Annotated in this window: 21 protein-coding genes; 4 read left to right on the top strand and 17 right to left on the bottom strand. The window is 44.0% G+C overall.

Annotated elements, in window-relative coordinates; translation table 11 throughout:
- Nucleotides 1-22: 22 nt before the first annotated feature.
- Both AC3WTL_RS17875 and AC3WTL_RS17880 read left to right on the top strand, forming a co-directional pair.
- Nucleotides 23-658: a nitroreductase family protein gene (locus AC3WTL_RS17875; protein WP_252220704.1), complete on the top strand. Its 636-nt coding sequence runs from the start codon at nucleotides 23-25 to the stop codon at nucleotides 656-658.
- A 21-nt stretch (nucleotides 659-679) separates the two neighbouring features.
- Complete coding sequence (locus AC3WTL_RS17880) at nucleotides 680-979, top strand: putative quinol monooxygenase (RefSeq protein ID WP_248349256.1); 300 nt, start codon at nucleotides 680-682, stop codon at nucleotides 977-979.
- A 53-nt stretch (nucleotides 980-1,032) separates the two neighbouring features.
- Here AC3WTL_RS17880 and AC3WTL_RS17885 read toward each other — a convergent pair whose 3' ends face one another.
- The 3 genes from AC3WTL_RS17885 to AC3WTL_RS17895 form a co-directional block, all read right to left on the bottom strand.
- Complete coding sequence (locus AC3WTL_RS17885; protein WP_197248598.1) at nucleotides 1,033-1,176, bottom strand: hypothetical protein; 144 nt, start codon at nucleotides 1,174-1,176, stop codon at nucleotides 1,033-1,035.
- Nucleotides 1,177-1,274: 98 nt separating this feature from the next.
- Nucleotides 1,275-1,616, bottom strand: a complete 342-nt coding sequence (locus tag AC3WTL_RS17890; RefSeq protein WP_252220702.1) for a hypothetical protein — start codon at nucleotides 1,614-1,616, stop codon at nucleotides 1,275-1,277.
- Between the two features lie 15 nt (nucleotides 1,617-1,631).
- Complete coding sequence (locus AC3WTL_RS17895; RefSeq protein WP_252220700.1) at nucleotides 1,632-2,084, bottom strand: GNAT family N-acetyltransferase; 453 nt, start codon at nucleotides 2,082-2,084, stop codon at nucleotides 1,632-1,634.
- Between the two features lie 257 nt (nucleotides 2,085-2,341).
- Between AC3WTL_RS17895 and AC3WTL_RS17900 the strand changes: the two genes are divergently transcribed.
- Nucleotides 2,342-2,611 carry a hypothetical protein gene (locus AC3WTL_RS17900; protein ID WP_035333089.1) on the top strand — a complete coding sequence of 90 codons (270 nt, stop codon included), beginning with the start codon at nucleotides 2,342-2,344 and terminating at the stop codon, nucleotides 2,609-2,611.
- Between the two features lie 76 nt (nucleotides 2,612-2,687).
- Here AC3WTL_RS17900 and AC3WTL_RS17905 read toward each other — a convergent pair whose 3' ends face one another.
- The 12 genes from AC3WTL_RS17905 to AC3WTL_RS17960 all read right to left on the bottom strand — a co-directional run bounded on the left by AC3WTL_RS17905 (nucleotide 2,688) and on the right by AC3WTL_RS17960 (nucleotide 11,600).
- A complete protein-coding gene (locus AC3WTL_RS17905) occupies nucleotides 2,688-2,843 on the bottom strand; it encodes a DUF1540 domain-containing protein (RefSeq protein WP_226619693.1) in 156 nt (51 codons plus the stop codon).
- Between the two features lie 57 nt (nucleotides 2,844-2,900).
- Nucleotides 2,901-3,416, bottom strand: a complete 516-nt coding sequence (locus AC3WTL_RS17910; protein WP_248349262.1) for a GNAT family N-acetyltransferase — start codon at nucleotides 3,414-3,416, stop codon at nucleotides 2,901-2,903.
- Nucleotides 3,417-3,637: 221 nt separating this feature from the next.
- On the bottom strand, nucleotides 3,638-4,144 hold the full coding sequence (locus tag AC3WTL_RS17915) for an EAL domain-containing protein (protein ID WP_492369843.1): 507 nt from the start codon (nucleotides 4,142-4,144) through the stop codon (nucleotides 3,638-3,640).
- On the bottom strand, nucleotides 4,026-4,646 hold the full coding sequence (locus AC3WTL_RS17920; RefSeq protein WP_492369834.1) for a hypothetical protein: 621 nt from the start codon (nucleotides 4,644-4,646) through the stop codon (nucleotides 4,026-4,028). Before AC3WTL_RS17920 ends, AC3WTL_RS17915 begins: the two co-directional genes overlap by 119 nt.
- Nucleotides 4,647-4,721: 75 nt before the next feature.
- A complete protein-coding gene (locus AC3WTL_RS17925) occupies nucleotides 4,722-5,423 on the bottom strand; it encodes a hypothetical protein (RefSeq protein ID WP_248349266.1) in 702 nt (233 codons plus the stop codon).
- A 60-nt stretch (nucleotides 5,424-5,483) separates the two neighbouring features.
- Nucleotides 5,484-6,677, bottom strand: a complete 1,194-nt coding sequence (locus AC3WTL_RS17930; RefSeq protein WP_163139559.1) for an ABC transporter permease — start codon at nucleotides 6,675-6,677, stop codon at nucleotides 5,484-5,486.
- Nucleotides 6,674-7,366 carry an ABC transporter ATP-binding protein gene (locus AC3WTL_RS17935; protein WP_252220692.1) on the bottom strand — a complete coding sequence of 231 codons (693 nt, stop codon included), beginning with the start codon at nucleotides 7,364-7,366 and terminating at the stop codon, nucleotides 6,674-6,676. The genes AC3WTL_RS17930 and AC3WTL_RS17935 overlap by 4 nt, the downstream gene beginning before the upstream one ends.
- A complete protein-coding gene (locus AC3WTL_RS17940) occupies nucleotides 7,363-8,481 on the bottom strand; it encodes an efflux RND transporter periplasmic adaptor subunit (RefSeq protein ID WP_252220691.1) in 1,119 nt (372 codons plus the stop codon). The genes AC3WTL_RS17935 and AC3WTL_RS17940 overlap by 4 nt, the downstream gene beginning before the upstream one ends.
- Entirely contained in the window at nucleotides 8,482-9,147 is a 666-nt protein-coding gene (gene yknW, locus AC3WTL_RS17945) for a YknW family membrane protein (protein WP_248349274.1), read from the bottom strand.
- Nucleotides 9,148-9,249: 102 nt separating this feature from the next.
- Nucleotides 9,250-9,981 (bottom strand): ABC transporter permease, encoded by a 732-nt coding sequence (locus AC3WTL_RS17950; protein WP_248349276.1) that lies wholly within the window; start codon nucleotides 9,979-9,981, stop codon nucleotides 9,250-9,252.
- Nucleotides 9,982-10,692 (bottom strand): ABC transporter permease, encoded by a 711-nt coding sequence (locus AC3WTL_RS17955; protein ID WP_252220687.1) that lies wholly within the window; start codon nucleotides 10,690-10,692, stop codon nucleotides 9,982-9,984.
- Nucleotides 10,689-11,600, bottom strand: coding sequence for an ABC transporter ATP-binding protein (locus AC3WTL_RS17960; RefSeq protein ID WP_252222267.1), 912 nt, complete (start codon nucleotides 11,598-11,600; stop codon nucleotides 10,689-10,691). The genes AC3WTL_RS17955 and AC3WTL_RS17960 overlap by 4 nt, the downstream gene beginning before the upstream one ends.
- A 131-nt stretch (nucleotides 11,601-11,731) precedes the next feature.
- On the opposite strand from AC3WTL_RS17960, the gene AC3WTL_RS17965 reads away from it, so the two are divergent.
- A complete protein-coding gene (locus AC3WTL_RS17965) occupies nucleotides 11,732-11,911 on the top strand; it encodes a hypothetical protein (protein WP_248349280.1) in 180 nt (59 codons plus the stop codon).
- Between the two features lie 8 nt (nucleotides 11,912-11,919).
- On the opposite strand, the gene AC3WTL_RS17970 is transcribed toward AC3WTL_RS17965, so the two are convergent.
- On the bottom strand, nucleotides 11,920-13,281 hold the full coding sequence (locus AC3WTL_RS17970) for a sensor histidine kinase (RefSeq protein WP_252220685.1): 1,362 nt from the start codon (nucleotides 13,279-13,281) through the stop codon (nucleotides 11,920-11,922).
- The gene (locus tag AC3WTL_RS17975; protein WP_248349284.1) at nucleotides 13,278-13,946 is read right to left on the bottom strand and encodes a response regulator transcription factor; all 669 of its coding nucleotides are present in this window, start codon (nucleotides 13,944-13,946) and stop codon (nucleotides 13,278-13,280) included. The genes AC3WTL_RS17970 and AC3WTL_RS17975 overlap by 4 nt, the downstream gene beginning before the upstream one ends.
- Nucleotides 13,947-13,974 lie beyond the last annotated feature (28 nt).

Raw genomic sequence — 13,974 nt, forward strand, 5'->3', positions numbered from 1 at the left:
CAAACATAAAGGAGAGTTCACCATGAATAAAACCATTATCAATGACTTTAAAGAAATCGTTACAGGCCGCCGTTCCATCCGTAATTATGACCCAACAGTCAAAATCAGCAGAGAAGAAATGGCTGAAATCCTGGAGGAAGCCTCTTTAGCTCCTTCATCTGTAAACCTGCAGCCATGGCGTTTTGTGGTAATCGATTCAAAAGAAGGCAAAGAAACGCTGGCACCACTTGCAAAATTCAATCAAAGGCAAGTAGAGACATCAGCAGCTGTCATCGCAGTCTTTATTGATATGAAGAGTGAAGCATTCATTGAAAAAATTTATGACACAGCTGTTGAAAAAGGATACATGCCTGCTGATGTTAGGGACAAGCAGGTGCCATCCATCAAAGGCTTAGTGGAAAACATGACATTCGAGCAAAAGAAAGAAATGAACCTGATTGATGCCGGTCTTGTATCCATGCAGCTAATGCTTGCAGCACGTGCTCATGGCTATGATACAAATCCAATTGGCGGTTATGAAAAAGACCGAATTGCCGATGCTTTTGAGTTGGACAAAGAACGCTACTACCCTGTCATGCTAATCTCAATCGGGAAATCCGCTGATCAAGGCTATAAATCGGTCCGCCTGCCTGTTGAAGATATCACGGAGTGGAAATAACTCACAAAGGAGAAATGCAACATGATCATTATTCATGCTGGCTTCCAAATACAAACTGATAAAGAAGATGATTTTCTTGTTGAGATCCGTCCGCTGATCGAGGCTTCCAGATCTGAAGAAGGCAATATCTCTTATGACCTTGTAAAAGATACAGAAAAAACGGGTGCCTATACTATGGTGGAATTGTGGAAGGATATGGACGCTGTGAAGTTCCACAACCAGACTGGACACTTTACATCATTTACGGCAAAAGCTCCTCAATATTTTGCTGCACCTCCTCAGGTGAAAGTATATGAGGCGCAGCCTGTTGATAAAAAATAAATTACAGACAAAAAGACGCTTGGGATAGGAGATGCCCAAGCGTTTCTTCGTCTTTATTGCCTTTTATTCTCATTCTGATCATGATAAGCAATGAGAATGACTTCTTCTCCCTTTTCCTCACTTAAGCGTTTTTCCAGATTATGCACCTGCTGCAGATCCCCGTCGGACAAATTTGCAAATTGATATTCTTTATCCATTTTCAATCACCTTTCCGTTGTAAGATACCTAAAGTTTGTGTTTACCAAGCATTTTTATACACTTAAAAAGCCCGGGAATCTTCCCCGGACTTCATTTCCTATTTAATCCCCAAAATGGCAATTGTTATGACAGCTAACACCAGGCTCAGCAGCAGCGACATGCCCCAATGCTTCTTTTCCGTCATCTTGAATAACATATTCATTACGGAACTGATTGCCAGAAAGATAAAGAATACAAATAAAAAAATCATAAATTCCATAACTCTTAACCTGCCTTCTTCCCTGTCTTCGCAAGGAAATAAGAAGAGCTTCCCATCATCATCCCTCCGAGGATCCCCATGAAACTGCCGGCGATTGCCCAATTGGCAGACAGAAAGATGCCGGACATAAGTAAAATCAGCCCTCAAATAAACAGGGCCATTCCCACTTTCATTCTGCATCTCCCCTCCTGTTACTCAGTCTAAATCTTTCACAACCGCCATTTCCTTCCCAAATCGGTGGCCATGATCTGCAAATCCCAAACTTGCATAAAGATGGTGTGCCCCAAGATTTTCCGGATGGTATCCTACTGCAAGTGTTTTAGCATTCGGCAATTTCGCCATCTCAGCAATCATCAGTTCTGTCGCTTTTTTGCCTATTCCCCTGCCTTGGTGCGCCTTATCAACCATTATCCGGTAAATCCAGTACGCATCCAATTCTTCTAAACATGTATTAAACATTAAGAAGCCGACAGCTTCATCTTCCAAGTAAATCACATACGGTCTAAGCGCTGTTTCAAATTTAGATTGCGCAATGGAAACTGCATTAGGCTCCATATAAGCTCTTTGTTCCTCTGAAAGCTCCAATAAACAGCAATCATACCAATTGTCTGCTGTTACTTCTTCAATTTTCACTTTGCCAGTATTCATAAAAAATTTCCCCTTTTCACATTTTTGGGGAAACGCTTTTTTTAATTAGGCGTTCTCCCCTTATTTTGATCCAAAATTACTAAAGTTTTATTTAGCATATTGAACGCCTCCTTTTACTAAATTGTCAGAAAAAAACAAGACCCACTCATTATACTATATTATTCCAGTAAATGCGCACATTGGATTTCAGTTATTTTTTCTTTGGAAAGGCCATATATAATATATTGATTCAGCAAAAAAGGGGAGGATGCGATACTATGCCAGCGAAGCAAATTCGTTTACGGAGAATTCAAAGCCTTGCTCACGACATTATGCTAGAAATGAACTCAAAGGAAGACCATAAGAAGAATGAATCATACAGAACAGTCATTGATCACTTATCACGTGCGATTGGGGAACTTTCTGATCCATCGGGTGATTATTCATTGGATTATGTAGAAGAAAAAGTAGCTACTGCCCATTATAAGATCTTTAAGAACATGAAAAAACTGACTCCGCTTCGAAAAACAAAAGAATCAGCATGGTAAATTTTTTTGAATGAAACTGATAATTATTATCAATAATAAATAGCAGGGAGGTAACCAGATCGGTTACCCTTTTGGCTTACATTGTCGGCTCAAACGTTTTACAGTCTGTTTCTTTGCTGTTGGAAGCGTGCTTGCCTTTATGGCTGACAACATAAATAGCTTCTGCAGCGCACTTATTTCCCTGTTCCCAATAAGTGCAGTTATTTACTTCACAAAGAACATCTTTAGCCATGTAAATCACCTCCTGGCCATATTTTCTTCAAATCAGGATGGTGATATACATGGCCCTTTATTTATCTGAATTCCATTCTTCCTTCAAAATCGCATAATAATATTCATCCCACCACTCATCCCCATGTGGAATGCACTTTTTGAAAAAGCCTTCCCGCTTCATGCCGATTTTCTCCATCACCCGGTAAGACGGCGGGTTCTCTGGCTGGCAGGTTGCAATAATCCGGTGAACGCCAAGTTCTTCAAAGCCATATTTCAGCACTGCATATGCTGCTTCTGATGCGTAGCCTTTATTATAAAACTTGGGATTAAATACCCACCCGATTTCATATGTATGATTACCGAAATACTTATGAAACCCTATATGGCCGATCAGAATATCCCCTTCCATAACAACAGGGAAATGGTCAGCTTTCTCTATATTTTTGCGGATAAACTCTTTTGCAGCTTCTTCTGTAAATACCCCTTCCGGAATGTATCTCATCACTTCCGGGTTTGATGTATACTCATAAACCGCCTGCCAGTCTTCTGCTTTAAAATGGCGAATCGTTAGCCTCTCTGTTTTAAGCTCCATTTTTTTTACCCCTATTCAGCTGTTTTCATCCTATGTATGTTCGTTGATTTCAGCCATATTTCCTTTAAAAAATGCTGAGCCGGACATAATTTTTTTATCCGCACTGAAATTACGTCTATTCGCACAGAAAAATTCTTATGCGCACATATTTCTCCGCTATCCGCTCAGAAATTTTTCGGCACACCTTTTATTGGTAGAAAAACTGGTCCATTCCTGTTAATTCAGCACTGGGGTATTCCTTTTCTGCCTTTTTCAGCTATCGGCGCAGGTTTTCCAAACAAATACCCCTGAAACAGCTGATATCCTCTGTCCCGGAGCCATTCAAAGTCTTCCCGGGTTTCAATCCCTTCAGCAAGCGGGACGGACCCCATCTTCAATGCCTGCTGTAAAAAAGCTTCCGCTGTTTTCTGTTTTTCTGGATCTGTTGACACGCCCTGAACATATTTCATATCCAGCTTCATATAATGGGGCTGAAGCTCGCTCAATAACTCGACCGTGCTGAACCCGGCGCCCACATCATCCAGTGCATAGCAGAATCCTTTTTCCCTATAATAAGCGAGGATTCTTTTCAAATGATCCGTATCCTCCACTTTATCTGTTTCCACTACCTCAAATACGAGCCGATTCGGATCCACACCTAAGCGGTTCGCAAGCTGTACCGTTGATTTCAGGCAGAACTCCGGCGGAGTAAATGCTTGTAGGAATAAAATTGATAAACGCCTTTTTATCGATAAACGAAGCAAATCTGACAGCCGTCATCCGGCACAAGCGATCGAGCGCATACAACCTCCCGCGCTTTCTGGCTGCACCAAATATTTCTCCCGGAAAAATCACCGACCCATCTTCCCGGTAAAATCTCGCCAGCATTTCATAGGCAAACAGTTCTTCCTCTCCATTGAGAATCGGCTGTGCATGACAGGTAACCAGCCCATTGGCAATCACCTCATCAATCCACTGGCTATCCAGGATCTCAGCAGCCTCCTCAATGGGGCGCCACGCCTCATCGGCCAACCTGAAGCTGACACATTCAGCTTCCATATGGTCCCTGCAAAAATCAAGAAAATCCCGCATGCCGTCTTCCTTCAGCACGAACCGGTCTGATTCAGCTTCCACCAAAACGCCTTTTCTCTCCAAGTGTTCAACCACGCTTGAAAACATCCGGCAATTCTGTTCACCATCTGCCTTTACCTCAAAGCTCACATCCTGCACCATACAAGCATTACAGCTCATCCTAAGCACACCCTTATTATGTAATAGTTCTATTTTACTATATTGCCGGATTGCTTATAGGTAAAACGCATTGAATCAGTTTTTAAAATAAAAAGAATGAATGATTAATGCAACAAGATAGTCGTGATTGTTGTCCTCCACATTGATTTCCTGAACACCGCTAATGATATGACTCCGTTTTAATCTGCCAAGAACGGCTGTTTCTCTGGATAAAGTAATGGCTGACATAACCGATGACGCAGAGGATATATAAGTAATATTATGGAATCTGTATTCAATAGCTTCTTTTAATTTTGCTGCATTCTTTAAGGTGATGACTGTATGAGCTTCTCCTATTTGCGTTCCGTTCTTATAGATCCTCCATTGATCCTGTTGGCTTATCCACTTTTTACGATACCAGCGTACATCATACAAATCCTGGTCAATGCGCACCTCAAAAGACAAATACCAATTTAAACCGAAGCTATCTCCTAAAGCATACTGCCATCTCTGAGGAAAATACCGTTTAACGTATCCTTTCAGATTTTGTCCTTTAAAAAGCGGCTTTTCAATCATTAACGACTTTTGTATGTGATAAAATGACCAGCCATCCTTTGATTTCGGCTGATAAGCCCGCTCCCTGTCTGCAAGTCTCTTACTAATGAAAAAAATCACAATGGATGCAGCAGGAAACAAAAAGGCAGCCGCAAACATAGCGGGTTCAAATGCATCAAATACCAAATACCGCGCAAGCAAGGTTAATAAAAACAAAACAAAAATAATATTTAATTGAATCATTATGTTCACCTCAAACAAAAGACTACCCTCAGCCCCAGCCGAAGATAGCCTCTTTACTAATCACTCATACCGCAAAGATTCAATTGGACTCAGCCTAGAGGCTTTATTAGCCGGAAGCAGTCCGAAGATAATGCCGATCGCCATTGAAAAGAATAGGGCTCCGGCGACGACCTGCCACGAAATGAGCGATGGCCAGCCCGCAAAGAATGAAATGAGAGATGCTGAACCCCAGCCCAGAAGGATTCCCAGCACTCCGCCAATCAAGGTCAGGGTGACAGATTCGATTAAAAACTGTCCCATGATTTGTCCCCTGGTCGCTCCAAGTGCTTTACGGATGCCGATTTCCCTCGTTCGCTCCGTTACAGAGACGAGCATAATATTCATGACGCCAATTCCTCCGACAAACAGCGAGATGCCGGCGATACTGCCGATGATTAACGTCATGACCTTTGTAATCTGGCCAATTCCTTCTGCCATTTCTTCCATGTTGATGACCATATAAGATTCTTCTGTATTATGCATCTTGTTAAGTAAGCTGGCAGCCTTCTTTCCAGCGGTCTGAAGCTGATCAGCGGATTCAGCCTGAAGCGTCACCTGGGTAAAGTCACTCTTCCCATAAATAGTCTGCCATGTTTTCGTAGGCACATAGATCTCCAGAACACCGAATGAAAAGAGCCCTGTCGGCTTTTCCATGACGCCAATAATCTCTATCGGCTGGTTCCCAATCCGGATCACTTCGCCAACCGGCGACTTACCGTCAAAGAGCTCCTCCTGCATGGAAAAGCTGACAAGCCCCACCCTGCGTCCGCCAAGGAAATCAGCAGCCGTGAAAGATCGTCCTTTTTCCAGATCCACATTGTTCAGCTCAAAATACGCAGGACCAACTCCTGTCGTTGAAGTCTCTGCAGTCTGTTCTCCATATGAAGCCTGTGAAAACTGTGAGCTTGAAGCAACTACCCGTTTAATCTCGGGAATCTGCTCCAGTGCTTTGATATCTTCCCCATCAAAAGGAGCTTCATTAAATATGTTCGGGTTTGCCTGAATTTCCTCCTCAGAAGGCTGATAAAATAATTCCACTGTATTGCCCGGACCTGTCAGCTGCGTTTTCAGCATCGCTTCTCCGCCCTGGCCGATGGCAACTACAATGATGACCGCCCCAACACCAATAATGATTCCGATCATGGTTAAAATCGATCTCATTTTATGCGCCTTCAATGAGCTGAGTGCCATTTTGATATTTTCTAAAAAACTCATACAGGCCCCCCCCTGCGGGAAGGTTCAGCGTTCACAATCAGCCCGTCCCTCACCATAATCGTGTGATGAGCATATTCTGCTATCTCGGGTTCATGTGTCACCATTACAATTGTTGATCCTTCATGGTTCAGCTCACTGAACAGCTCCATAATGGAGGCACTTGTTTTCGTATCTAGTGCACCTGTCGGTTCATCCGCCAAGATGATTTTCGGCTCATTCACAATCGCCCGGGCGATGGCAACCCGCTGCTTCTGCCCTCCTGATAAGGCATTCGGCAGATGCTCCATCCGATCGCTCAGGCCCACTTTAACCAGCGCTGCTTCCGCCCGTTCCAATCGTTCCTTTTTGGCAAGTCCGCTATAAATCATAGGCAGCTCCACATTTTGAATAGCCGTCAGCCTCGGAAGCAGATGAAACTGCTGAAACACAAACCCGATCGACTGATTTCTGACCTTGGCCAGCTCTGCTTCCGAGTAATGGGATATATTCTCTCCATCCAGTTCATAAGTTCCTTCTGTCGGCAGATCGAGGCATCCAATAATATTCATAAGTGTTGATTTGCCTGATCCGGATGGCCCCATAATGGCTACAGAATCGCCCTGTTCAATGCTCAGGTTAATTCCTTTTAATACTTCAATGCTTTCTTTTCCCGCCTGATAGGACTTGGTTATGCCACTGAGATTGATCATTTTGCATCCACTTCCACGCCGTCTTTCAGCTGATCTGATGGATTCGCAATGATCAAATCCTTCTCTTTAAGTCCGCCTGTTATCTCGATTTTATCCCCGGAAGCAACACCAGTCTCCACTTCCTGTTTATAGCTTTTCTGATCCCTGACCACGAATACATATACACTGCTGTCACCCGTGACTACTGCGTTAGCAGGAACAGTGAGCGCCTTCTTTTTATCCGTTTCGATTTCCATTATGAGCTGAAAGCCCGGTTTCAGAGGCATCTCCTTCACCGATATCTCCACCGAATACTGCGGCGCATTATTTTCCGCAGGGTTTATTCCCTGGTTCTCTTCAGGCATGTCAGCCACTTCACTGACTTCACCTTTCCATTCCTTGTCAGGAATCGCATCGGAACGGAGTGTCACTTTTTGCCCCTCACCGACCTTCAATGAATCGAATTCTGAAAGCAGGCCCGATGCTAAGGTCGCTTTCAGATCCCCTATATAAATGACTGGCTTTCCTGCTGATGATGGATCGGATGACGTTTCTTTGTTCACCTGAAGCACCACTCCATCCATCGTGCTCTTAATCTCTAATTCTTCCAGGCGTTTTTCAATATCCTTTTTCTGCAGTAGCACCTGGCTTAATTCCAGATTCGCCAACCGCTTTTCCAGCTTTAGCTGATCCCTTTCAGGCTGTATCTGTTTTTCAGCTTCTTTTTTTCCAGCCTGTTTGCGCAGCTCTTTTTCCTTATCACCAAGCTCATCTTCCTGTTTTTCAAGCTGATTGATTTTTAAATAACCTGATTCAGCCTGGAGTTTAACTTTTTCCAGTTCCAGGGCTAAAGCCTGCTCATCAAACCTGGCCAGAACCTCTCCTTTTTTGACTGAATCCCCTTCTTCCACAAGGAACTCCTTTATTTCGCCTTTTTCGGGAGAAGCATATATCTTCTGTTCATTTACCAGCTTCACTGTTCCGGGAATCATTATCTGTTCTCTTATTTCCTCCTGCACCGGATGGGCGGTCTTTACTTCAGGCCCTTTCGCAAACGCCTGTCTGTAGATGCTCACGCCAGCCATCAGCAACACCACAGCCGTTACTCCGATGGCAATCCAAACTTTCTTTTTCATTTAAACACCAGTCATTCCAGAGACGGTATTGCTGAGTAACGCGAACAGAATGCCAATAATGAAGAACGCAATCGCAATGCCCCAAGCCCAGCCTTTTGATAATCCTGCCACCCTCTGCAAGCCTATCGCCGTGATAACCGACTGCCAAATACTGAATAATTCAATAGAACCTAAGATTCCCGGCTTCTCACTATTCATCAGCCCTGCTAAACTAGTAATAAAAATTTCAGGATTTCCGCCGATCGCGGCTCTCAGTGCCATGTTAAGGATAAGACCAAAACCGCCAATCACAATAATATGGACATTCATAGAGAAAAGCTGTTTAAACGTCGCATCAGATCCAGCAATCTTCGTGAAAATCATATAGATAGCACTTGAAATCAGCGCCACAAATACCGGAGTGAAAATACCTGTAATGGCAACTCCTCCCCTGGCAAACATCATCACCATTTCCGCTTCCGCATCACTCATTCCTTCGAGGCCCAGATAAGAAGCATCCATCGACATTGCCATCAAAAACATGCCGATCGAATAAATTATACTCACCAATATGAGCGGCACCCAAATCCTCGGATTCTGGCGGATCCGGTCAAACTGCTCCCCCGGACTCCATATCATCCCTAGCAAACTCGGTTTTGCACTGCTCGATTTTACTTCCTGCTCCATATAGAACACTCCTATTCCAGTTAAAAATAATTCCACTATGCATTACGGAATCATATAGAAAAGGTTTCAAAAAATTACATTTTTATCCTAAAAAAATTATACCTACACAGCCTTCCGCTGAAAATAAAAATAGCCGCCCAGATAAAACAGTAAAAAGAATCCCCCGATCACAGTCATAAGCTGCTCCCATGGTATAAAGAAAATGTCACCATTCTCTGTCGCTGGATACATCATGGCAAATGGCTGTGCCCACGGATAATAGGGACCCGCTTTCTCGGAATTCATCGCCAGAATAGATGGCAGCGTAAAAACGACGTTGACCGCAAAAGGTGCAGCAAAGCTTTTGAACCAGACGGACATCCACAGCTGCAGAGCGACTAATGGAAAAGTCGCGACCCAGCCTCCCAGTATGCTCTTCCAGACAATCGCTGCCGGAAAGGGATCAGCTATGCCTTTGTATAATCCTGCTCCTGCTATAGCGGCTAAATAAAATAACTGGATGAACAATACCAATAAAAGGATCAGAACATATTTAGCCGCAAACACTTTCCCCCTTGTGACTGGCAGCGCCAGCAGCTGCTTCCAGCCCCCGGCCTGATGCTCATACCTGCAGACAAGGCTTGCCAGGACTCCTGTTACTAACGGCAAAAAGAGAACCGCATAAGGCAAATTCATATATATCAAAAGCAGATACCATTCATTGATCATCCCCGCTGCTTCTGTTGTATCTGCTCCAGTCCCTGCACCTATCCCAATCAGCGGCCCTGCTAGAAGGATGCCGATAATGTTTGATTTGCGCAGTTTAAACCATTCCGATTTCAAAATAGTAAGCATCTATTTCACATCCCTTCTCACAAAATCAATCATTCCTGCTGCGTATAATAATAAGCCCGCTCCGGCACCAAGCAGGACGTTGATGAGAGGTTCCTCCCAGTCATTCAGCAGCAGCGGCCATTTCCAGATCAGCCAATCCGGTAAAGCATAGCCGGCATAGGTCAAAATAACACCCAGAATGCCAAGAGTGATTGGCACACCCTGGTTTACACTCACAGCCGCTGCCCAAAGCTGCAGCGCCAAAACAGGCAATGCCGCAAAAAAAGGATAAAAACTATATTTCAGCAGTCCGGCATACGGAATCTCACCGCCCAAATCCAATGAGATTCCAAAAGCAAGCGTAAACAGCAGCAAAAGCACAGAAGAAATCAAAAGCAGAACTGACAGCACCGTGAATTTTGATAAATACACACTCATTTTCGAAACCGGCAGTGCCATCAGCTGTTTCCAGGCATTCGTTTCATTTTCAATGCTCGACATGAATGACGTCAGGATGACAATGCCCAGAACAATCGCCAGCGGTGTGAACGAATGGATATTGTCCAGATAATACCCCCAGCGGTCATCATTCTGGCGGAACAAATACTCCTTGCGCACCCCGTAATTGACCATCTGCATGGCTACTACCCCAATTGGACCCAGGACGGTCAGGAACCAGATTCCTTTCCGCTTGATTTTCATAAATTCGGCTGACAGCAATTTTCCCATCATCCGGCCTGCTCCTCTCTTGTCATTTGCAGGAATATGTCTTCCAATGACCTCCTTTCTTCTTCCACCCGATACACGGAAAACCCATCTGCCACAAGTCCGCGTACAGCTTCAGCCACATTTTCATCGGACTGCTGGGGCAGCGAAATGATGCCATTATCCAAACCAGCCTTCATTCCTCTTCCAAGCAGGGCACGCCAGGCTTTATCGCTCTCGCTGACCTTTAATAGAACAGATTGCTGTGCAAACATGCGCATCGCTTCAATAGAATCCTGAAAAATCATTTTCCCTTTTGTCACAATGCCTACTGTTGTCGCCATCTGGTCAATCTCCGATAATAGATGGCTTGAGATCAGCACGGTCATTCCGCATTCCGATGGCAGGCTTTTAATTAAATTGCGAATCTCAATAATTCCTGAAGGATCCAAACCGTTTGTCGGCTCATCCAAAATCAGCAGTTCCGGGTTATTTAACAGCGAAGCAGCAATCCCAAGCCTCTGCTTCATCCCCAGTGAGAAGCCCTTTACTTTTTTATCCCCGGCAGCTGTAAGCCGGACAATTTCCAATACTTCATCGATTCTCTTTTTCGGCACAGCCAATATCTTTCTCATTGCTTCCAGATTTTCTTTTGCAGTTAAATGCGGATAATAGGATGGTGACTCCACAAGCGAGCCCACACGTCTCAATATATTTAACCTTTCTTTTTTTAGATCACTTTGAAAAATTTCAATTCTGCCGGAAGTAGGCTTCATGAGTCCCAACAGCATCCGGATAGTAGTCGTTTTCCCTGCCCCATTCGGTCCCAGAAATCCGTAAATCTCACCTTTGGGTATTTTCATTTCCAGTCCTGATACAGCTTTCTCCTGACCAAAATGCTTTGATAAATTCTCTGTTCTTACGATATACTCCATTCCTCTCACCTCACTTTCCATCTTATCCGGCAAAGGTTAAAACAAGGGTGGAGGGAAGTTTAAAATTTGTTTAAAAAATGACACTTCTTCCCTCTGCTATGCGTCTAATACAGCAGAGAGGAGTAGACATTATGACGTTTAAAAAACTGATTAACATCGGGTACGCGGTATTCCTGCTTGCCTGCTTACTCGTATATTTCCTTATTCCTCGCACTTATGGCTGGATTGTCCTGGTTACTCTGGCTATTCTTTTTGGCACCTATCAATTGATTACCTTATGGAAAATGAAGCAAAAAAGGAGCACCTCATGAGGCTGCTCCTAATGTTTTCTAATGATTTTAATCACTGTACCACTGTCACTTGACTCAATATCCCACTCCAGCTTCATACCCTTTACCATCATATCCACAATGGATAAGCCAATCCCTGCTCCTTTTTCATTGGAACTGTTATTCATCCCCTTCCCATGATCAATAAAAACAATCGCATCGTACTCATCGATTGATTCAGTCGCCACTTCAAGGTAAAGTCCATCCTTCGCATGCCGCAGCACATTTTGCAGAATGTTATCAAAAATACGGCCCAGCCACATTGGATCGGCCTGCCATTTCTTCTTAAACGGCTCTAACTCGATGTTCACTTCAAAGCCTTCCTTCTCAAAGACAGGATACCAGGACGCCATATTTTCACGAACAAACCGGACCGCATCCAGCTCGGTCATCTCCTGCTTATGCTTGCTCGCCATTAAAAGCGTGTAGCTCATTAAATTTTCTATCAATCTATCAATATTGACGATGGAGGTTTCCAGTGCTTTGACAGCCTGTTTCCCTTCAGGAGAAAGATCCTCCTTTCCGATTGAGTAGGTGTGTGCATTGATTTTCGTCAAAGGTGTACGCAGATCATGTGACAGATTAGCAATCAGCTCCCTCCTCAGCTGCTCTTCCTCCTGTTCGCGCCGCTTGCTTTCTTTAAGCTCCCCGACCATCTCATTAAAGGTCTTCTCCAGCTGGCCAATTTCATCATTCTTTTGCACATCAATACCGATCGGCAGGCTGTCCATATCCCGCCTTTCCATCGCCTCCTGGAGATGAAGCAGCCTTTTGCGGATGCCCCGAAAAAATAAAAAGGAGACGATGATAAACAGGGTAATGATTAAAAGCAGACCCGCTCCTAAGAAGATTCCGTATTTTTCTGCTACCTTCACCATCGGCGGAAGAAACAAATTCCGCGGTATTTCCAGAACGATAAAACCATTTTTTTCATCACCGCCAATAAAGCTAATGACTGTAAAAGGGTCTCCGCCATACCTCTCCTTAATGAACTTCGCTGTATAGGCAGGCGTCCACTGAGCAGGCAGATTCGACTTCACATCCCGCTGCTCCATCAGATTTCCCATTTCATCTACCCAAAACATCGAAGCATCAGGATACGTCTTTTTCCATTCAGCAAATAGACTGCTTATGGATTCTCTTGAGCTATTTTTCAGTGCTTTTGCATCTGCATGCCATTTTTCTTCAATCTGCTTAGGATCTGTTTCATTTTGGTTCTGTTCCCCTGAAATGTCTTCCTGAAGACCCATAGCCAGCATAGCCACGAGTAAATAAGCAGCCTGAAACAGAAATAAGGCAACCAGAATAATTACCATATACCTCGCCTGCAGCGATTGAAAAAATCTTTTCATATCTTCACCCTGTAGCCGATTCCGCGAATGGTCTCAATGATCTCAGGACGCGAAGGATTCTTCTCGAGCTTTTCACGAAGATAGCGGATATGAACCATCAGGGTTTTGTCGCCCTCCATGTATTGTTCGCCCCAAACACCTTCATAAAGCTGCTCTTTTGTCAGAATCTGATTCAGATGGCGAATGAAGAATTGAAAGAGCTGATATTGCTTGCCAGTCAATTGAATTTCACGGTCTGCCTCCCTGTCGATGATCCGCATATCCTTTGTATGTACCTGCAAGTGGTGAAGCTTTAGCACCTGATCGTTCTTTTGAAATCGCCTTAACAATACTTCAATCCTTGCAGCAAGCTCATCCGGCTGGAAAGGCTTTGTCAAATAATCATCCGCAAAGCTCAGGCCCTCCAGCTTATCCTCCACCGCTGTCCTTGCCGAAAGCATAAGTACCGGCATGTCATTCTTTACTTTCTTAATCCGCTTCCCTATTGAAAAACCGTCAAGTCCGGGAAGCATCACATCCAAAATCGCCATATCCGCTTCAGAAAGATACCCTTCCATCCCTTCCCCGGACTGCAGCCAGATCACCTCATGGCCTCTTTCCCCTAAATCATTTTTCAGCCAGCTGCCAATATCGCTTTCATCTTCTATGTATAAAATTCGCGCCATACTCTCCACCCTTTAACTTATCTTTTAT

This window comes from Cytobacillus sp. EB106-05-05-XG126 (assembly GCF_058791715.1).

Coding starts and splice junctions, on each gene's coding strand:
- AC3WTL_RS17890 (WP_252220702.1), bottom strand. CDS start 1,616: ATGCAGAATGAAAGTGGGAATGGCCCTGTTTATTTGAGGGCTGATTTT.
- AC3WTL_RS17895 (WP_252220700.1), bottom strand. CDS start 2,084: ATGAATACTGGCAAAGTGAAAATTGAAGAAGTAACAGCAGACAATTGG.
- AC3WTL_RS17910 (WP_248349262.1), bottom strand. CDS start 3,416: ATGGAGCTTAAAACAGAGAGGCTAACGATTCGCCATTTTAAAGCAGAA.
- AC3WTL_RS17960 (WP_252222267.1), bottom strand. CDS start 11,600: ATGGAGTATATCGTAAGAACAGAGAATTTATCAAAGCATTTTGGTCAG.
- AC3WTL_RS17965 (WP_248349280.1), top strand. CDS start 11,732: ATGACGTTTAAAAAACTGATTAACATCGGGTACGCGGTATTCCTGCTT.
- AC3WTL_RS17935 (WP_252220692.1), bottom strand. CDS start 7,366: ATGATCAATCTCAGTGGCATAACCAAGTCCTATCAGGCGGGAAAAGAA.
- AC3WTL_RS17955 (WP_252220687.1), bottom strand. CDS start 10,692: ATGATGGGAAAATTGCTGTCAGCCGAATTTATGAAAATCAAGCGGAAA.
- AC3WTL_RS17950 (WP_248349276.1), bottom strand. CDS start 9,981: ATGCTTACTATTTTGAAATCGGAATGGTTTAAACTGCGCAAATCAAAC.
- AC3WTL_RS17975 (WP_248349284.1), bottom strand. CDS start 13,946: ATGGCGCGAATTTTATACATAGAAGATGAAAGCGATATTGGCAGCTGG.
- AC3WTL_RS17875 (WP_252220704.1), top strand. CDS start 23: ATGAATAAAACCATTATCAATGACTTTAAAGAAATCGTTACAGGCCGC.
- AC3WTL_RS17930 (WP_163139559.1), bottom strand. CDS start 6,677: ATGAGTTTTTTAGAAAATATCAAAATGGCACTCAGCTCATTGAAGGCG.
- AC3WTL_RS17900 (WP_035333089.1), top strand. CDS start 2,342: ATGCCAGCGAAGCAAATTCGTTTACGGAGAATTCAAAGCCTTGCTCAC.
- AC3WTL_RS17925 (WP_248349266.1), bottom strand. CDS start 5,423: ATGATTCAATTAAATATTATTTTTGTTTTGTTTTTATTAACCTTGCTT.
- AC3WTL_RS17940 (WP_252220691.1), bottom strand. CDS start 8,481: ATGAAAAAGAAAGTTTGGATTGCCATCGGAGTAACGGCTGTGGTGTTG.
- AC3WTL_RS17905 (WP_226619693.1), bottom strand. CDS start 2,843: ATGGCTAAAGATGTTCTTTGTGAAGTAAATAACTGCACTTATTGGGAA.
- AC3WTL_RS17920 (WP_492369834.1), bottom strand. CDS start 4,646: ATGAGCTGTAATGCTTGTATGGTGCAGGATGTGAGCTTTGAGGTAAAG.
- AC3WTL_RS17880 (WP_248349256.1), top strand. CDS start 680: ATGATCATTATTCATGCTGGCTTCCAAATACAAACTGATAAAGAAGAT.
- yknW (WP_248349274.1), bottom strand. CDS start 9,147: ATGGAGCAGGAAGTAAAATCGAGCAGTGCAAAACCGAGTTTGCTAGGG.
- AC3WTL_RS17970 (WP_252220685.1), bottom strand. CDS start 13,281: ATGAAAAGATTTTTTCAATCGCTGCAGGCGAGGTATATGGTAATTATT.
- AC3WTL_RS17885 (WP_197248598.1), bottom strand. CDS start 1,176: ATGGATAAAGAATATCAATTTGCAAATTTGTCCGACGGGGATCTGCAG.